Below are 18,003 nucleotides of genomic sequence, written 5' to 3' on the forward strand. Positions count from 1 at the left end.
ACTCAGTAGAAGCGCTTCGGATCCCCTGACTCGAGCAGGCTGGCCAATTGGGTCAGGGCGAAGCGCAGCTCCTCCCGGCTGGTCGGCGACATCAGCACGACCCGCACGCCACGCGGATCGCCCGTGCGCTCCACCTGGAACTGACTGGCGCTCATCACCACCACGCCATTGGCCCGCGCCAGCAGGGCAAACTCGTCGCTGCGCCATGGCTCGGGCAGGTTGAGCCAGAGGTGATAGCTGTGCGGTTGGCTTTGCAGCGATGCCTCGGTGAAGACTTCGCGGGCGATGGCCTGGCGCGCTGCTGCCTCGGCCCGGTGCATTCGAATCAGTTGGCTGTCCAACCCTTCGCCGATCACATGGCTGGCCAGTTGCGCGGTCAACGGCGAAGGCATCCACACCGTGCTGCGCACCATGGCGGTCAGGCGCGACAGCAATTTCGGCGGGCTGTACAGGTAGCCGATGCGCAGCGCCGGCATGACCGACTTGGACAGGCTGGTGAGGTAGATCGAACGCTCCGGGGCAAAAGTCGCCAGCGGCCGGGTCTGTGGGTCGGTGGCGAGGAAGCCGTAGATGTCATCGTCCAGCAGCAGGAAGTCGAACTCCTCCGCCAGCGCCGCGATCTGGGCACGGCGCTCGTTGGACATGATTGCCGTGGTCGGGTTCTGGCAGGTCGCCACGCACACCAGCATCGTGGGCCGCTCGCGCTGGCAGATCTCGCGCAAGGCCTCGGGAATGATGCCCTGCTCGTCCATCGGCACGCCCCGCAGGCGGCGGCCCAGGCCATGGGCCACGGAAATGATGCCCGGATAGCACAGCGACTCGCACAGCACCAGGTCGCCCGCCCCGGTCAGGGCGCTGATCGCCACCATCAGCCCGTGCTGGGCGCCGCTGGTGATGACCACCTGTTGCCACTGCGCGCCCGGCAGCCACTGGCGCAACCATTGCGCGCCCGCCTCGCGATGCGCCGGATGGCCGCCGTCGGGGGCATAGTCCAGCACCTGCTCCAGCCGCGTGGTATTGGCCAGTTCGGTCAACGCGTTGCGCAACCAGTACTGCAGGGTTTCGCCGTAGGGCTTGATGATCGACAGGTCGAGCGCTTCGCCGCGGGCAGCGGGCGCCGAACGGGTAACGACAAGGGACTCGCCGGTGTCGGCGATCCGGTCGAGGACGTAGGTGCCACGCCCCACCTCGCCCTGGGTCAGACCGCGCCGCGACGCCTCGGTGTAGGCGCGGCTGATGGTGCCTGGCGTGACATCCAGCGCCTGCGCCAGTTCGCGCAGCGTCGGTAAGCGCTCGCCACGCCGCAGCGCGCCGCTGGCGATGTCATGCGCCAACGCATCGGCAATGGACAGGTAGACAGGCTGATTGCTTTCGCTGATCCGTGGAACCCACATGAGACGGCTACCGGGCTGAAAATGATTGAAATTTGAACACACAGGCCGACTTGAGTCGATCCTTCGAGCGATTCAAGTTGTCAGCAGCACCCGCGTGAGAGCTGCCCCACTTGAATTCAGGTCCCGTTACCGTATAGATTCAATTTGAATCGAATCAATCGAATCAATCAACTCAACTGGACTCGCCATGGACAACCTCAGAAAGGATTTTTCCCTCTCCGCCCTGGTCGCCGGCCTGATCGCAGTGATCATTTCCTACGCCGGCCCCTTGATCATCGTGTTCCAGGCCGCCGACCAGGCAGGCCTGGACAACGCCGCGACCGCCTCGTGGATCTGGGCCATTTCCATCGGCAGCGGCCTGACCGGCCTGCTGCTGAGCTGGAAACTGCGGGTGCCGGTGATCACTGCCTGGTCCACGCCAGGCGCGGCGTTATTGGTGTCGATGTTGCCAAGCGTTTCATTGGCCCAGGCGGTGGGCGCCTATATCGTCGCCTCGCTGGTGATTGGCGTGATCGCCCTGAGCGGCGCCTTCGACAAGCTGATGAATCGCCTGCCCAAGGCCATTGCCGCGGCGATGCTGGCCGGCATCCTGTTCCGCTTCGGCGCCGAGCTGTTCAGCTCGATCCGCCTGCAGCCCGTGCTGGTGCTGTCGATGCTGGCCAGCTACCTGTTGTTCAAGCGTTTGTCGCCGCGCTACGCGATTCTTTCGGTGCTGATCGTCGGTTGCGGCCTCGCCGCCGGCCTGGGCCAACTGGACACCCAGGCACTGGTGCTGGAAATGACCGTCCCGACCTGGACCAGCCCGCAGTGGAGCTGGCAGGCCATCGTCAACATCGGCCTGCCCCTGGCCCTGGTATCACTCACCGGCCAGTCGGTACCCGGCATCGCCGTGCTGCGCACCTCCGGCTACCAGGTACCGGCACGCCCGATCGTCTCGGTCACCGCCCTGGGTTCGCTGCTGCTGGCGCCATTCGGCTGCCACGGCGTCAACCTGGCGGCGATCACCGCCGCCATCTGCACCGGCCGCGAGGCCCACGAGAACCCGGACAAACGCTACATCGCCGGCATGGCCTGCGGCGCCTTCTACCTGCTGATGGGCAGCTTCGGCGCCACCCTGGCGTCGGTGTTCGCCGCCCTGCCGAGGGAACTGATCGCCGCCCTCGCCGGCCTGGCACTGTTCGGTGCCATTGCCAATGGCCTGGCGGGCGCCATGAGTGACGAGAAACAGCGGGAGCCGGCGCTGATCACCTTCCTGGTCACTGCATCGGGCATGAGCCTGCTCGGCCTTGGCGCCGCGTTCTGGGGGCTGATCTTCGGGCTGGCGGCACACTTCGCCCTGAGCTACAGCCGCACGGCACGACAGCCGCAGGAAAGCGTTCAAGCTCGTTGAACGAAGACAAGGGGAATGGGGGGAGATGGCGTCCCAGGGCAGGTTCGAACTGCCAACCTTCCCCTTAGGAGGGGGATGCAAGTTCATTTCTCAACGTTTCAAGCAATCACGCAAAATCATCTAAAACCCCTTACATCCCAGTATTTTAGCGGCCTCTGTTGTTTTTAATCGTTTCACTAGATAGCATTACTTTGCGTCTGAAACGGGGAACGAACGGGGAAAACGGGGACTGCCATGACCAAGCGCGCTCGCATGACGGAGATGGAAGCCTATGCGGTAAAAACTCGGAAATCCGAGCCAGTAGGATCAAGAGGAAGGGGAGCGCTGCTACTTGAGCGCAAAGCGTCCGGGGCAATCCTGGCTTTCTACCGCGAGCGAACAGCGGCCACTGACAAACGTCTCCAGCTCGGCATCCTCGTTGCCAAGAACAAGAAACCGAACCCAGGCACCAGCGAACGAACCCTGGACGAGCTGCGCGCAGAAGCATTGCGGGTGGCGACGGAATCCGGGGCAGTTGGCGGTCTTGAAAAATACCTTGGGCTGAAGGCAGAGCGGGAAGCCAACGCCGAGGTAGAGCGCAAGCTACTCAAAAGAAAGGCAGAAGAAGAAGCCCGACGCGGAACCTTCGGGGAAATGCTGGAAGCCTATGCCGACCACTTGGAACAGTCGGGCAAAGCGAGCGCTCGCAAGGTGCGCTCGTTGTTCCGCGTCAACGTCAGCGAATTCCGCCCTGCCCTTGCCGCAAAGTACGCGAACGAAGTCCGTCCAGAAGATATTAAGGACTTGCTTGACGCGGTGCTGGAGCGGGCGCCGAAGTCTCGCGGGATTGGCAACAAGGCCAAGGCTCCAAATACGAACATGCGCAGCACTACCGACGAGCTGCGCCGATACTTGCGCACAGCGTTCAATCACGCCTCCGCCTCGCACCTCGCTGTGGGGAAGAAAGGCAATAGCGCCAACAGATGGTTTGCCATAAGCAGCAATCCCGCCGCGTTGATTCCCACTATTGAGGATGCCAAAGGCGGCAACACTGAATCGCTGGAGCCAGCAGAACTCAGTGAACTCTTGCGCTTTCTGGATACGCTTCCAGAGCGAAAGCAGGCCATCGCTAAAACTCTTATTTACCTTGGTGGCCAACGTATAAAGCAACTGCTCGCCGTCCGCTGGGATGACATTGGCGATGGCACAATTTGCCTGTTGGACGCCAAAGGTCGGAAAGCCGAGGCATGGGAGCATCTGCTGCCAATCACTCCACGCATCAGTGAAATCATGGCGCCTTTACTGGCCGATCAGAGCGGCCCTGGACCGTTCACCGCACATAAGGACACCATTTCACGCATCTTCAGTGACGCAAGTAAAGCATTGGTCGCTGCCGGAAAAGCCACTCCCTTCAACTGGCAACGCGTCAGAGCGACGTGTGAAACGCTATTGGCTGCCAATGGGGTTTCGACCGATGTTCGGGCCTGGCTTTTGTCGCACGGTAGATCAGGGGTGCAGGCCAAACATTACGACCGCTTCTCGTATTTGCCTGAGAAGCTGACTGCATTGGAAAGGTGGGGCAGCTACCTGGATGGCCTGAATTCTGGCGAGCCAGAAGCGGACAAAAACATCATCGTCCTGGCAAAACGAAGAAAACTCATCCGCGCTTGAGCCGGGACCAGTACAGTTCAGAGCTATTTCACCAGTACAAATTATGTAGAGTGATACAGGATGATTCGGGGTGATTTTCCATAAAAACCAGTACGTTGCACTGTTTTTCTTGAGTGATAAGCTCTGAAACAAAAGAGGCCAGCATGTTGGCTGGCCTCTTGAATAGGTAGGTCTGACACGTTGGCGCGTGCCAGACCTAAGTCTGAAATGCCGAGGCAATAACAGAGCGCTTAGTACACGCCTGTTAATGCTGCGTCACTGATCGTCATTGGTCAAGCGTCGCGCAACGCCTCGGGCTCGCAAGGGACCGAAAATGCTGCACACAGACCGCATCCTTTCTGCACAAACCGTTTGCAAGACCCTGAGCATTAGCCGCGTTACGCTTTGGCGCTGGTGCCGCGACGGCCTGTTTCCGCAAGGCCGCCAGATCGGCCCGCGTCGTGTCGGCTGGCTCGCATCTGAGGTACAGGCTTGGATTGATAGCTGCTCGCTGACCAGCGAGACCTAATCATGAACGCATTTTCGACCCGGCAAAACGCCGGGAACACCCGAGGTGCGCCCGCGATTTCTCACGACCATAAACCATGCAAGGGTCTGCACAGTAACTGGCGCAGCCTGCTTCAGTTGTTCGCGAATGTAGTTATCGCCCCTAAAACTCAGAACTACCAAAGCAAGGGCCAGCTGGATGCGAAGCGCTGGTACGCTATGCAATGCGCCATCCGTGCGCGTCCGTCCATCGCGCTGGACCTGGCGCAGATGGCCAAGAGCGCTCCGCGTGAACTGCCGTTTCGGTTAACCGCACTGGACTCATGGCGCATCGCCGTGGATATTCTGCACGCGCGAAAGGCGGCGTCTAAGGCCGGCAAATGAGCCGCTTCGCTGATTACGTCGCCCAGCACTATGCAGACCCTGCCGAGGTCCTGGCAGCGCATTTCGCCGACGCAGTTGCAGCAGCGGCGAGTGTTGGTGCATTGCTGGAGGCCATGCCAGACTTGGACGGCAGCCGGCACTACCTGCCGGACCTGAAGGGCCACAACGACAAGCGACACTACTACCGGGCGAACCTGGAAACCGACAAAGACGGCACCGTCTGGCCGTGCATCACCTTCGGCACGTTTAAACACGGTAGCGCCACGGCCTACTGGAAACCGCGCGACCTGGTGTGGCAGGAATTCCAAGCAGCGAACGATAACCAGCCGGCGAATGATGATCGTCGCGCCGAGTATCGCCGCCGCACTGCAGAACTGCAGGCGAAGGCCGACGCTGCCCGAGAAGTCCGAGAAGCCCAGGCCGAACGTGGGCGCCAGGCCGCAGCGGACGCCGCTGCCATCGCTTGGAGCGCTGCCACCGCCTGCGCCGCCCATGCCTACCTGAGCGCAAAGGGTGTGCAGTCGTTCGGTCTGCGCATGGCGACGAACGACCACCGCGCAACCCTGTGGAATGATCAGGACGGCGAATGGCAGGACGTGTTCACCGCTCGTGCTGGCGAACTTCTGGTGCCGATGATCGACGCTACCGGTCAGCTGTGTAACCTGCAGCGCATCGACGCCACCGGCCGCAAGCGCTTCCTCATGGGTGGCCGCAAGCGCGGCACCTTCCATCGCATCGAAGGCACCGGCCGCGCCTGGATGGCCGAGGGTTACGCCACAGCCGCGACCGTTCACGCTGCAACTGGCACCGCCGTCGTGGTGGCGTTCGACGCCGGCAACCTGGCCGAGGTCGCACGCCAGCTGGCTGACCAGGTTGGCACAGTGGCCGCCGACAACGATGCCAACGACACTGGGCGCAAAGCTGCCGAGGCCACCGGCCTGCCGTATGCCATGCCGCCTGCTGTTGGTGACGACTGGAACGATCACGCCGCACGCCACAGCCTGCAGGAAGTGGCACAGCTGCTTACCCGTGACACCGTGCCAGCGTCAGCAGAGCCGGCGAACGACAACGACCCACGCCAGGCGCTGCCAGTGTTCACCAACCTGGCCAGCCTGCCCCGCGTCGAATTGGCAGGCCGTGAGCAGGTGTGGTTCAACAAGCTTGCCAAAGAGACTGACCCGCTGCAGGCCGCTGCCGTGGCCTGGTCCATCTGCCGCAAGCGCGCCGTCACCATTCCGACGCAGACGACGCTGGACGAATTGCTGGAACGCATCGAGCAAGCCGCCGCCGACCGCCTGCACCCTGAAACAGTGGCCACCATGGGCCGCGCCCTGACCCGCTGGAACAACGTGCGCCACAAGCGTGCCCTGGCACACGTCACCGTGTCGCACGCAGTCCTGCGTCGCCACCTGCACGAAGTCCACACCGAGCTGCCCGAGTTGAGCGCCCAGGACTACCAGGGCGTTGTCCTGTTGTGGGCACCGATGGCCAGCGGCAAGACGCAGCGCATCGGAAAACCATTTGCAACGTGGGCACGCGAGCAGGAGCGTTTCATCGCCACCTGCCACCGTCGCAGCCTGGTTGCCGAAATGGCCGAGCGCTTGGCGTGCGACCACTATGGCGACGTGACCCAAGAAACCGCATGGTCCGTGCGCGCACTGGCCACCTGTTTGCCCAGCATCACCAAGGGCGCCCATGCACAGATCATCAACGAATGCGCCTATCTGTTCGTGGACGAAATCGCCCAGGTGCTGCGCTTCCTGGAAAGTGACAAGACTTGCCGCACCGAGGAAGGCACGAACGCAGATGTTTACCAACGCCTGCGCGACCTGGTGAGCCGTGCCCGCTGCGTGATCGGTGCCGACGCTGGCATGGATGACCGCGTTGTGGAATTCCTGGAGGCCTGTCGCCCTGGTGAGCAATTCCGCATCATTGAGGTTCGCCCGCGCAATGAAGGCCTGACCGCCAGCACCGGCTACGGCGCTGACGCAGTGGCCGCAGTCTACGGCGAAATGTGCGCCCGCGTGGCTGATGGTCAGCGCATTTGGGTCAGCTGCGAATCCGAAAAGCGCGTGGCCGAGATAGCCAAGCTGTTGGAAGCGACCGGTGCCAAGGTCCTAGCCGTCACCGCGAGCAACCGAGGCAACAGCAAGCAGGCCGCGTTCTGGCAGGACCCCGAAGGCGTGTCGCGTACCTATGACGCCGTGGTGCATTCTCCGGTCATTTCTTCGGGCCTGAGCATCGAGCACAAGCAAGCCGGCGCCTGGTTCGATCATGGCTATTTCATCGGTGGCGGCCACGCCATCACACCGGCGGACGCGGCGCAGATGATGCGCCGCGTTCGCTACCTGCGCGCCTGGTCTGTCGCCCTGGTAGCCAACACCATGCGCGGCCTGGATGACCCGGAATCAATGTTGCTGGGCATGGAGGCTGCCGCCGCTATCGAGGGCGCCACCACCACCGCAAGCGACTTTGACGCATTCGTGGCCGGTATCCGTGCCGATAACAACAGCGCCCGCTGTGACTTCGCTGCCGGCCTGCTGTGGGTGCTGCAGCGTGCCGGCTTCGCTCTGCAGCGCATGCCGATGCACGCCGACGCGCCGGACGCTGACGAACTGAAGGCTTTGCGCGCCGAACTGGACACCGAGCGCCGCGCCGCCATCATGAGCGCAAGCGACCTGACCGACGACGAAGCCCGCCGCATGCGCAGTGCCGAGCACCGCACGCAAGAGCAGTCCGACGCCCTGACCAAGCATGCCATCCGCCATGCCCTGGGCGTGGACACCGTGACCGACGAAGCCCTGGACGTGTGGGACGATGGCCGAGGACCACGCCACCTGGATCGCTTCAGCGCAGCCGTGTTCGGCCTGGCTGACCGCTACGACGACGCCAAGCACATGACGCAGCGCCGCTTCACTCGCGCCCGTGTGGCCGCTTACGGCTACCTGTTCGACGGTCTGGAGATTCACCCAGGCCTTCGCGTGACAGATGAGTTGGCAGAACAGCTGATTGCTCGCCTGATCGAGCGCAGGCACCTGCTGGCATGGCTGGGCATCGTGCCTTCGCGTTTTGGCGCGTTCATCGGCAACGATAAGGACGGCGAGCAGAAGCCATTCCCGATGCCGAAGGCACCGCAGAAGGACGTGGGCGAGATTTTCCGCGCCATGGGTCTGGAGCTGAAGCGCCGACAGAACCGTCATGACGGCACGAAGTGTTACGAGCTGCAGGACGCTGCTTATCAGGTGGTGGTGGGCTGGGCCGAGCGCAGGAACAGTCACAGATCGGGTGTTATTACCTTAGATAAATACACGGCAACTGTGACTGTCAGCCGTGCCGAGGATGACGCCCACTGGCTCGCTATTCGTCGCCAGCTGGTCGCCCAGGCAGGGCAAATCACCAAGCAGCGCGCCGAGGCGCTGATACTCGCCCACCTGAACAGCAGAGGCAGCAGCTACGGCGCCAAGGTAACGGCCCACTGGTTCCGCAGTGTGTTTGCTGAGCGGTGCGCGGCATGAGGCGCTGTGCGCGGTCGTGGGTCCTCCCTGCCGCCCCAGGCCATGCGGGGACATGGGCTCCGCGACAATCCATATCTGCGTGCCCCTCTAAAATCGACTTAATGACTACTTCCGAGCAATTCTGAAAGTACTCCAATCGAAAAGTCTGATGGCTTTGGAAAAACCCCAAGAGGATTGAAAGCCGCAGACTTCGGACAATGGCGTCACTTCCTAGGAAGTTCTGGAAAAAACCCAAGAGGAACGGCTGAGAAAGCAAACGTATCTTGTCCAGCAACGACCGCCACACGACCCGAGGCACGCAGCAAAATGAACGAACTTCGCAAGCTACTTGAAGACGCAAAGCGCCAGGTTGGTGCAACTGCGACCTACGACCAAACCGGCGCCGTGCGCCACATCATGGAGCGCGTGCCAGCCAGCGTACTGGCCCGCAGCATCCGCGAACTGAGCCTGCCGCCATTCATGGCAAGCCAGGGCATTCACCAGGTACGTATGCCGAAAGGCACCGAGGCCGGCAAGCAAACCACCTTCAGCAGCGTGCTGCTGGAAGCCAGCCGTGTATCGCAGGCCGGCGCCCGCATCATCCTGGTGGCCGAGGCTGGCAATGCAGTGCAAGTGCCGGGTGGCGGTATCGCCCTGCAGAAGCGCAACGCCGGCTACACCCTGGTTGAGGCTGCCAACTTCGCCATGGTGGACGACGGCGACGAAGCGGCCGACAGCGCCCTGCCGATCTACCGCGACATGATCGACCTGGACACCATGCCGTCTTACGGTTTCCGCGTCGCCCTGTCCCGCAGCGAGCAGAAGGCCTTCGAGGACGGTGAGCTGGAGGACAACGCCCTGGTCAGCATCGCCCTTGGCATCGCGCGCGCCGCAGACCAGGTGCTGCTTGCTGCAATCGCTGCCAGCACCTCAGCAGCCTTCAGCCTTGGCGCAGCCGCTGCGCTGGGCGTCGAGTTTGCCGAGCTGCGCGCCCTGGTTGGCACTGCTGGTAACGGCGCTGCAGTTGGCCAGGACGGCATCCTGCGCGCTGCAGGTGTGCTGGCTGAACTTACCCCAGTCACCGCCGAAACCATCGTGGGCACCTTCTCCCGTGCCGCTGTCGCAGTGCATGAGGACATTCGCCTGGTGGCCGAGCGTACCAACAAACAAGGCGAGCTGATCCTTACCTGCTGGCTGAACGCCCAGGCCCTGCTGCCGCTGCCTGGTGCCTTCTGGAAGGTGGGCGCGTAATGCGCCGCGAGCGCAACACGGCTGAGGCGGTGGAAACCACCGCCCTGCCTACAGACGTATCAGCCGCACTGGAAGGCGCCACCTTCCATCAGCGTGCACCTGGTGACGACGGCATGCCGCGCATCGTGGTGCAGCCTGCCGGGATGCGTGGCTGGATGCACGGCGAGAACGACAACGAGCACTTGACCAAGGCTTTCCCCGAATTAACCGAAGCCCAGCTGCAGCGTGCCTGCCGCTTCCTGGACAGCCTGGTGAAAAATCATTTGCGCCTGGTCGAGCGGGAAAGTCAGCCGAAGCGTGGCAGCTGGGTTAACAGTTGGTGACAAACGATGAGCGCGAACGCGAAGAAACCCGACAACCGCCGCAAGCTGTGCGTGCTGGCGACCCCTGAAATCATGGCGGCCATTCGCGCCGAACAGCGCCGCGCCGAGAAGGCGACCGGCTATGGCGTGAGCATGACCCGCGTGGCGCAGCGCGCCCTTGAACAAGGCTTGGGCTTGGCACCTGCCGAGGCCTAGCGACTGTATCGCCTTCCTCAGAGGCGGTTTCCCTGGCGGCCCCTGCCAGGTGGATAAAGTGGGGCATATCCTCGGACTTAGGGGCGGTGGAGCTGCACGAACAGTGAAGCCGCCCCATTTTTTTGAGCCATCGAACATGAAAGCACCCGAAGACACCCTGGCCGTCCTGTTCACCCTGCAGGACCAGATCGAGGCCGAGGCAGCCAAGCTGCTGCGCGACGCCCAGGCCATGAAATCCATACTGAAGCGTCAGCCGTTGGATGCAGCCCTGCCTGAGCTGTTGACCGAGCTGCGCCGCACTTCCGACGCGATCAAGACTACCGCCACGCGCTGCCGCACCGCATTGGTTGAGCATGCCGACGCCGAGCACGAAAAGGAAATGGCCGAACGGCCGAAGTGGAGACCGAACCGCCATGCAAGCCCTGGTCAGCGCTTCCGCCGTGGCATGCTGAAGCGCGGCTGCCTAGCTGGTGACATTGACGCGCCTGGGTTTGGACTGTGAGCAATCACCTTCTGCCACCGAACGCCACGGCGCAGGAACGCGCGCTGTCCGAGGCCATCGCACGCATTTCTGACGTGCCAATACTGGTGCGTAAATCCTGGGACCCGGATACTTGCCCAACTGAGCTGCTGCCGTGGCTCGCCTGGGCATTCAGCGTTGACGAATGGCAGCCCAGCTGGACCGAGCAAGAGAAGCGCGACGTTATCAAGGCCAGTCTGGACGTGCACCGGCACAAGGGCACGCCCGGTTCACTCGCCAAGGCCCTGGCGCCACTCGGCTACGGCGTCGAGGTGCGCGAGTGGTGGCAGATGACCCCACCTGGTGAGCCGTACACGTTCGAAGTCACCCTGGTTGCGACTGACAAGCCGGTTACGCCAGAATCGTACGAGCGCGCCGAACATACCGCCCTGCAGTACAAGAACCTGCGCAGTCACCTGACCCGTGTGTCTGCCGTCAGCGAGCAGCGCACCACTATCCGCCTGGCAGCCACCACCGCATCAGGCGATGACTGCACCGTCTGGCCCTACTCGCCGCCACCTGTGAAGCTGGAAGCCGTACTGCTGGCCATGGCATCTGCCTGTCAGGACGCCGTGACCACCAGCATTTTCCCAGTTGGCTACGTGGCCGGTGAAAACTACCGCATCACCGAGGACGGGCAGCCGCGCATTACCACCGATGGCCAACTGAGGTTTGTTGCATGAGAGCGAAAAAACCACCGATGATCGAGCGAATGGGCGTCGCAAGCAGCGAAGACGCTGTCATGTGGGATGGCCTAGTGCAGCAGTTGCTGGGGCCGAAGATGCCCAGCGACACGCCCGACCTGCGCCGTAGCAATACGCTCCAGCTTGCCGCTGCTGCCCTGCGCGCCGCTGGTGAGCGCGAACTGGTTGCCCAGGTGGATCATTTGCTAGCCACCTGAGAAGCACAGATAGAGAAAAGCCGCCATCAGGCGGCTTCTTTTTGCCCATTCGCAAAACGGGGAACGAACGGGGAAAATCACTTCAGACGACTGCATTCAGAGAATACCAGAATCGCCTAACTTCTTGATTTATATGGCGTCCCAGGCAGGATTTGAACCTGCAACCTTCCCCTTAGGAGGGGGATGCTCTATCCAATTGAGCTACTGAGACACTGAAGCCGACAACAGACGCTGCGCGGCGGGGACGGCGAGCATGTTAACCAGCGTGTAGGCATTTGTCATGTATCAATCGGGCATTTTGCACGTCGGCTTTTTCCCCGGCGCCTCAGCGATCACGCCTTCGCTGCGCAGCAGCGCGAGCAACGCCTCGACCGCACTGGCCAGCGACCCGGAGTTGTCCACGACATGCACGCCAGGGTCATAGGCCTGCAACCGGAAGTTACGGGACAGGCGTTGCTCGATCTCTTCGCTGCTCTCCCGCCCCCTGGCCAGCAAGCGCTGACGCAGTGCCTGCTGGGAAACCGTCAGCCCCACGGCCACCAGGTCGGGATAACGCTGCCTGGCGCTGGCCAGGTAGGCACGCGAACCATTGACCAGTACCGACCGGCCCATTGCCAGCCATGCGTCCAGTTGCGCGGGTATGCCATAGCTCAAGCCGTTCGCCTGCCAATCCAGGGCAAACGCCCCCGCCTCGCGCATCGCCTCGAAGCGCTCGACGCTCACCCCGAGCGCGGCTTCACCCTTGGCCTCGGCAGAGCGCGTGATGACCCGCCGGGCGACCTCAACGCCCTGGGCGAACAATCGCTCACGCGCCGCATCGATCAGGGAATCTTTTCCTGAACCCGACGGTCCCATGAGGAATATCAGGCGCCCCCTTGAGGCCGCCCCACCGCTTGCGTCATATTGCATAGCCACTATGCTCAATGTGTGGGAAACCAGCGAATTCCAGGATTTTCCCCAGGCCTTTGCTGTCTTTTACCAGATTTTGACGGCATTTGTCTGACGCAGGTGCAATTCGGTGAATGTGAAACTTTTCAAACCAGTGCTCATTTCTGATAATTGGTACTGGCAAAAAGCCTTTATCGAGATCACTATTTGTCACAGAATTGACGCCAAGGAAACGGCGACCATGAGGCAAGATGAAGAACCAAAATCACATCACGGTTGAACATTTTGTCGTCGCCGCGGTCGTACTTCCACCGTGCGGCCAATTTGCGAACCGCTCCCCCTGAACCAGAACAACCGGTCAATTTATATGCGCCCAATGAAACAGGCTATCTATTCGAGCCGCACCGCTGACAAGTTTGTCGTCCGCCTGCCAGACGGGATGCGTGAGCGCATTGCCGAGGTAGCGCGCAACCATCACCGCAGCATGAACTCCGAAATCATCGCCCGCCTGGAGCAGAGCCTTATCCAGGAAGGTGCCCTGGGTGACGAACTGAGCATGCGCCTGGACAGCCCAGAGCTCAGCCTCCACGAACGCGAACTGCTGCAGCGCTTCCGCCAATTGTCCCACCGCCAGCAGAATGCGCTGGTCGCCCTCATCGCTCACGATGTGGAAATGGCCGCCGACGCGTCCTGATCCAGGCAAGCGACAATCGCACACAAAAAAGCCAGCGCAAGCTGGCTTTTTTGCATCTGGTTGCAGAGTCACGCACACCCCCACTGTAGGAGCGGCCTCGTGCCGCGAAAGGGTCGCAAAGCGGCCCCGGCGATCTTTGCATCAACGCTGAAATCCTGGGGCCGCTATGCGGCCCTATCGCGACACAAGGCCGCTCCTACAGGGGTTGCGCATCGCCTGAGCCCAACGCTTACAGCAGGAACAGCGTGGCCAGGCCGAGGAAGATAAAGAAACCGCCGCTGTCGGTGACCGCAGTAATCATCACGCTCGACCCCATCGCCGGATCACGGCCCAGGCGCGTCAACGTCATCGGGATCAGCACGCCCATCAAGGCGGCCAGCAACAGGTTCAGGGTCATCGCCGCCGTCATCACCAGGCCCAGCGACCAGCTACCGTAAAGCCAGAACGCCACGACACCGATCACGCCACCCCAGATCAGGCCATTGAGAAGCGATACCGCCAGTTCCTTGCGCATCAGGCGGCTGGTATTGCCCGGCGACACCTGGTCGAGGGCCATGGCGCGCACGATCATGGTGATAGTCTGGTTACCCGAGTTGCCGCCGATACCCGCCACGATCGGCATCAGCGCCGCCAGCGCTACCAGCTTCTCGATGGAGCCTTCGAACAGGCCGATCACCCGCGAGGCGACAAATGCGGTGATCAGGTTGATGGCCAGCCAAGCCCAACGGTTACGCAGCGAGCGCCAGACCGAGGCGAAGATGTCTTCCTCCTCGCGCAGACCGGCCATGTTGAGTACTTCGCTCTCGCTCTCTTCACGAATCAGGTCGACCATTTCATCGATGGTCAGACGGCCGATCAGGCGCTCGTTCTTGTCCACCACGGGGGCAGACACCAGGTCGTAGCGTTCGAAGGCCAGGGCGGCGTCGTAGGCATCTTCCTCGGGATGGAAGCTCACCGGGTCATTGGCCATGACCTCCGCGACTTTCTTCTCCGGGTCGTTGACCAGCAACCGCTTGATCGGCAGCACACCCTTGAGAATGCCATCGTAATCGACGACGAACAGCTTGTCGGTGTGCCCCGGCAGCTCCTTGAGCCGGCGCAGGTAGCGCAACACCACCTCGAGGCTGACGTCTTCGCGAATAGTGACCATCTCGAAGTCCATCAGCGCGCCGACCTGCTCCTCGTCGTAGCTCAGGGCCGAGCGCACACGCTCGCGCTGCTGGGCATCGAGGCTTTCCATGAGCTCGTGCACGACGTCACGGGGCAGCTCCGGCGCCAGATCGGCGAGTTCGTCGGCGTCCATTTCCTTGGCGGCGGCCAGCAGCTCGTGATCGTCCATGTCGGCGATCAGGGTCTGGCGCACAGCGTCGGAGACTTCGAGCAGAATGTCGCCGTCGCGATCCGAGCGCACCAGCTGCCAGACCGTCAGGCGGTCGTCCAGCGGCAAGGCTTCGAGGATGTAGGCGATGTCGGCGGGGTGCAGATCGTCGAGTTTGCGCTGCAGTTCGACAAGGTTCTGGCGGTGGACGAGGTTTTCCACCAGGTCATGGTGATGACCTTCCTGACGGTGCGTCAGGTCCTCGACCACCCGCTGGCGCTGCAGCAGTTCGATCACCTGGGCCAGGCGATCCTGCAGGCTGTCTTGGGCTTTCTTTACTTCGATTTCGGTCATAGGCGAACTCCACTCCCAGCAGCGGAGCACGCCGGGAGAATCAATCGGTCAGATCTGGCTGTATGAAGCGTGTTAGCGAGTAACTACTGGGTAAGTCCATGGTGGGATTCCACAAGCCCCGGCGGGGCTGACGGGCGCAATCATACACTGTGTAAGCTGTCGGATCGCTTAATTTTTTGGCCAGAACAATCGTTTGCGCGCTAAAGCTGTGACAACGCTCGAAGCCATCAGTGCGACGGTCGCTCTGCCGCGAAAAGCACATTCGTCGTGTGCCGGTTCGATTTGCAGCGCCGACTCCTTTCGGGAGTATCTACAGAACAGCGTAGATGGACATCCGTGACAATTCAGCGCGCCAGAAAAACAAAAAGCCCGCTCTAATTGAGCGGGCTTCTTGATGTATGGCGGACTCAGCAGGATTCGAACCTGCGACCGCTCGGTTCGTAGCCGAGTACTCTATCCAGCTGAGCTATGAGTCCGTGGTCGGTAGTTTTAGGCCAGATTACCACTGGCTTGTTGAAGCGTCTTTGCAAGCAGAGCCACTTCAAAAAGTGGCGGACTCAGCAGGATTCGAACCTGCGACCGCTCGGTTCGTAGCCGAGTACTCTATCCAGCTGAGCTATGAGTCCGTGGTGGTAGTTTTAGGCCAGATTACCACTGGCTTGTTGAAGTGCCTTTGCAAGCAAAACCACTTCAAAAGTGGCGGACTCAGCAGGATTCGAACCTGCGACCGCTCGGTTCGTAGCCGAGTACTCTATCCAGCTGAGCTATGAGTCCGTGGGGTAGTTTTAGACCAGATTACCACTGGTGAATTGAAGCAGCCTTGCAGGCAAAGCCACTTCAAAAGTGGCGGACTCAGGAGGATTCGAACCTCCGACCGCTCGGTTCGTAGCCGAGTACTCTATCCAGCTGAGCTATGAGTCCGTGTCTTGCTGTGCCATTCGGATCGCTTGAAGCGCTCCAGGCAAATAATGGCGGTGAAGGGGGGATTCGAACCCCCGATACCCTTATGAGGTATACTCCCTTAGCAGGGGAGCGCCTTCGGCCACTCGGCCACCTCACCGCAACACGAGGCGAATATTAAACACACCCTTCCTCGTTTGCAACCCTTTTTTTGAAAAAAACTTCAAAAAAATTAAAGGCTTGGCTCCTCGTCCTTCTCTTTCTTGATCCGCAGGTAGATTTCCTCGCGGTGAACAGCCACTTCCTTGGGCGCGCTAACGCCAATACGCACCTGGTTGCCTTTGACACCCAGGACCGTCACGGTGATCTCACCGTCACCAATGATCAGGCTCTCGGCGCACCGACGAGTCAGAATCAGCATAGTTTTCTCCTCACATGAATCTTCAGGGACAACAGTCTTTGAAAGCAGGGCCTCGCCGGGGACGACGGCACTGGCCCGGATCGACCGCCACGGCTGCCTGGACAGGGACAGCCGCTGCAGCCAGAAACGCGAAGGGCGCGGCAAGCCGCGCCCCTCCAGGCAGCGTGTCACTCACCCTGTCGGGCGGGTGCGTCAAGCTCGAACGCGGTGTGCAGCGCGCGTACGGCCAGCTCCAGGTACTTCTCTTCGATCACGACCGAGACCTTGATCTCGGAGGTGGAGATCATCTGGATGTTGATGCTCTCCTTGGCCAGGGCCTCGAACATGCGGCTGGCAACGCCCGCGTGGGAGCGCATGCCGACGCCGACGATCGACACCTTGGCGATCTTGATGTCGCCGATCACTTCACGCGCGCCGATTTCGCGGGCGGTGTTCTCCAGCACGCTCAACGCCTTCTCGTACTCGTTGCGGTGCACGGTGAAGGTGAAGTCGGTGGTGTTATCGTGCGAGACGTTCTGCACGATCATGTCGACTTCGATGTTGGCCGCACTGATCGGGCCGAGGATCTTGAAGGCGACGCCCGGGGTGTCCGGGACGCCACGAATGGTCAGCTTGGCCTCATCACGGTTGAAGGCGATACCGGAAATGATCGGCTGTTCCATGGATTCCTCTTCATCGATGGTAATGAGGGTACCCGGACCCTCCTTGAAGCTGTGCAGCACGCGCAGCGGGACGTTGTACTTGCCGGCGAACTCCACCGAGCGGATCTGCAGCACCTTGGAGCCGAGGCTGGCCATTTCCAGCATCTCTTCGAAGGTGATCTTCTCCAGGCGCTGTGCCTGGGGCACGACACGCGGGTCGGTGGTGTAGACGCCATCGACATCGGTGTAGATCTGGCACTCGTCGGCCTTCAGCGCCGCCGCCAGGGCCACGCCGGTGGTGTCGGAGCCGCCACGGCCGAGGGTGGTGATATTGCCGTGCTCGTCGACGCCCTGGAAACCGGCAACCACCACGACACGGCCGGCCTTGAGGTCGGCGCGGATCTTCTGGTCATCGATCTGCAGGATGCGCGCCTTGTTGTGCGCGCTGTCGGTGAGGATGCGCACCTGGTTGCCGGTGTAGGACACCGCCGGCACGCCGCGCTTCATCAGGGCCATGGACAGCAAGGCGATGGTGACCTGCTCGCCGGTCGAGACGATCACGTCCAGCTCGCGGGGTTCGGGCTTGTCGGTGATCTGCTTCGCCAGGTCGATCAGGCGATTGGTTTCACCGCTCATCGCCGACAGCACAACCACCAGGTCGGTGCCTTGCTCGCGGAATTTCTTGACCTTGTCGGCAACCTGCTCGATCCGCTCGATGGAACCGACAGAGGTACCGCCAAATTTCTGTACGATCAACGCCATTTCAAAGGTGCCTCAGCCCTCAAGGGCCCCAAAAAAC

At 61.6% G+C, this 18,003-nt stretch carries 17 protein-coding genes and 6 tRNA genes; 12 read left to right on the forward strand and 11 right to left on the reverse strand.

Going from position 1 to position 18,003, the window contains the following annotated elements; all coding sequences use genetic code 11:
* Window positions 1-2 precede the first annotated feature (2 nt).
* A complete protein-coding gene (locus V0R62_RS00935; protein WP_330102349.1) occupies window positions 3-1,394 on the reverse strand; it encodes an aminotransferase-like domain-containing protein in 1,392 nt (463 codons plus the stop codon).
* A 187-nt stretch (window positions 1,395-1,581) separates the two neighbouring features.
* Here V0R62_RS00935 and V0R62_RS00940 point away from each other — a divergent pair, with 187 nt between their 5' ends.
* The 11 genes from V0R62_RS00940 (at window position 1,582) to V0R62_RS00990 (ending at window position 11,988) form a co-directional block, all read left to right on the forward strand.
* Window positions 1,582-2,784 (forward strand): benzoate/H(+) symporter BenE family transporter, encoded by a 1,203-nt coding sequence (locus V0R62_RS00940; RefSeq protein ID WP_330102350.1) that lies wholly within the window; start codon window positions 1,582-1,584, stop codon window positions 2,782-2,784.
* A 234-nt stretch (window positions 2,785-3,018) separates the two neighbouring features.
* On the forward strand, window positions 3,019-4,434 hold the full coding sequence (locus tag V0R62_RS00945) for a tyrosine-type recombinase/integrase (protein ID WP_330102351.1): 1,416 nt from the start codon (window positions 3,019-3,021) through the stop codon (window positions 4,432-4,434).
* A 313-nt stretch (window positions 4,435-4,747) separates the two neighbouring features.
* Window positions 4,748-4,942, forward strand: a complete 195-nt coding sequence (locus tag V0R62_RS00950; RefSeq protein WP_330102352.1) for a helix-turn-helix transcriptional regulator — start codon at window positions 4,748-4,750, stop codon at window positions 4,940-4,942.
* Between the two features lie 2 nt (window positions 4,943-4,944).
* Window positions 4,945-5,304 carry a hypothetical protein gene (locus V0R62_RS00955; RefSeq protein ID WP_330102353.1) on the forward strand — a complete coding sequence of 120 codons (360 nt, stop codon included), beginning with the start codon at window positions 4,945-4,947 and terminating at the stop codon, window positions 5,302-5,304.
* Complete coding sequence (locus V0R62_RS00960) at window positions 5,301-8,819, forward strand: plasmid replication protein, CyRepA1 family (RefSeq protein WP_330102354.1); 3,519 nt, start codon at window positions 5,301-5,303, stop codon at window positions 8,817-8,819. Before V0R62_RS00955 ends, V0R62_RS00960 begins: the two co-directional genes overlap by 4 nt.
* Window positions 8,820-9,125: 306 nt before the next feature.
* Window positions 9,126-10,049 (forward strand): hypothetical protein, encoded by a 924-nt coding sequence (locus V0R62_RS00965; RefSeq protein ID WP_330102355.1) that lies wholly within the window; start codon window positions 9,126-9,128, stop codon window positions 10,047-10,049.
* Window positions 10,049-10,372 (forward strand): hypothetical protein, encoded by a 324-nt coding sequence (locus V0R62_RS00970; RefSeq protein ID WP_330102356.1) that lies wholly within the window; start codon window positions 10,049-10,051, stop codon window positions 10,370-10,372. The genes V0R62_RS00965 and V0R62_RS00970 overlap by 1 nt, the downstream gene beginning before the upstream one ends.
* Before the next feature lie 6 nt (window positions 10,373-10,378).
* Entirely contained in the window at window positions 10,379-10,567 is a 189-nt protein-coding gene (locus V0R62_RS00975) for a hypothetical protein (protein ID WP_330102357.1), read from the forward strand.
* Window positions 10,568-10,703: 136 nt separating this feature from the next.
* A complete protein-coding gene (locus tag V0R62_RS00980; protein WP_330102358.1) occupies window positions 10,704-11,069 on the forward strand; it encodes a hypothetical protein in 366 nt (121 codons plus the stop codon).
* A complete protein-coding gene (locus tag V0R62_RS00985) occupies window positions 11,066-11,770 on the forward strand; it encodes a phage tail protein I (protein ID WP_330102359.1) in 705 nt (234 codons plus the stop codon). The genes V0R62_RS00980 and V0R62_RS00985 overlap by 4 nt, the downstream gene beginning before the upstream one ends.
* Window positions 11,767-11,988, forward strand: coding sequence for a hypothetical protein (locus tag V0R62_RS00990; RefSeq protein ID WP_330102360.1), 222 nt, complete (start codon window positions 11,767-11,769; stop codon window positions 11,986-11,988). The genes V0R62_RS00985 and V0R62_RS00990 overlap by 4 nt, the downstream gene beginning before the upstream one ends.
* Window positions 11,989-12,122: 134 nt before the next feature.
* On the opposite strand, the gene V0R62_RS00995 is transcribed toward V0R62_RS00990, so the two are convergent.
* A tRNA-Arg gene (locus V0R62_RS00995) sits at window positions 12,123-12,199 on the reverse strand.
* A 74-nt stretch (window positions 12,200-12,273) separates the two neighbouring features.
* Window positions 12,274-12,897 carry a phosphonate metabolism protein/1,5-bisphosphokinase (PRPP-forming) PhnN gene (gene phnN, locus V0R62_RS01000; RefSeq protein ID WP_330102361.1) on the reverse strand — a complete coding sequence of 208 codons (624 nt, stop codon included), beginning with the start codon at window positions 12,895-12,897 and terminating at the stop codon, window positions 12,274-12,276.
* 346 nt (window positions 12,898-13,243) lie between these two features.
* Here phnN and V0R62_RS01005 point away from each other — a divergent pair, with 346 nt between their 5' ends.
* Window positions 13,244-13,570 carry an Arc family DNA-binding protein gene (locus V0R62_RS01005; RefSeq protein WP_003254499.1) on the forward strand — a complete coding sequence of 109 codons (327 nt, stop codon included), beginning with the start codon at window positions 13,244-13,246 and terminating at the stop codon, window positions 13,568-13,570.
* 229 nt (window positions 13,571-13,799) lie between these two features.
* On the opposite strand, the gene mgtE is transcribed toward V0R62_RS01005, so the two are convergent.
* From mgtE to V0R62_RS01045, 8 genes are all read right to left on the reverse strand, one after another.
* Window positions 13,800-15,242: a magnesium transporter gene (gene mgtE, locus V0R62_RS01010; RefSeq protein WP_330102362.1), complete on the reverse strand. Its 1,443-nt coding sequence runs from the start codon at window positions 15,240-15,242 to the stop codon at window positions 13,800-13,802.
* A gap of 399 nt (window positions 15,243-15,641) precedes the next feature.
* Window positions 15,642-15,718 (reverse strand) — tRNA-Arg (locus tag V0R62_RS01015).
* 73 nt (window positions 15,719-15,791) lie between these two features.
* Window positions 15,792-15,868 (reverse strand) — tRNA-Arg (locus V0R62_RS01020).
* 71 nt (window positions 15,869-15,939) lie between these two features.
* A tRNA-Arg gene (locus V0R62_RS01025) sits at window positions 15,940-16,016 on the reverse strand.
* A 70-nt stretch (window positions 16,017-16,086) separates the two neighbouring features.
* Window positions 16,087-16,163: transfer RNA gene (locus V0R62_RS01030), tRNA-Arg, on the reverse strand.
* Window positions 16,164-16,211: 48 nt separating this feature from the next.
* A tRNA-Ser gene (locus V0R62_RS01035) sits at window positions 16,212-16,302 on the reverse strand.
* Between the two features lie 72 nt (window positions 16,303-16,374).
* Complete coding sequence (gene csrA, locus V0R62_RS01040) at window positions 16,375-16,563, reverse strand: carbon storage regulator CsrA (protein ID WP_003254503.1); 189 nt, start codon at window positions 16,561-16,563, stop codon at window positions 16,375-16,377.
* 167 nt (window positions 16,564-16,730) lie between these two features.
* Window positions 16,731-17,966, reverse strand: coding sequence for an aspartate kinase (locus V0R62_RS01045; RefSeq protein WP_330102363.1), 1,236 nt, complete (start codon window positions 17,964-17,966; stop codon window positions 16,731-16,733).
* Window positions 17,967-18,003 lie beyond the last annotated feature (37 nt).

Origin of the sequence: Pseudomonas carassii (genome assembly GCF_036324045.1) — a bacterium.
Taxonomy (GTDB): domain Bacteria; phylum Pseudomonadota; class Gammaproteobacteria; order Pseudomonadales; family Pseudomonadaceae; genus Aquipseudomonas; species Aquipseudomonas peradeniyensis.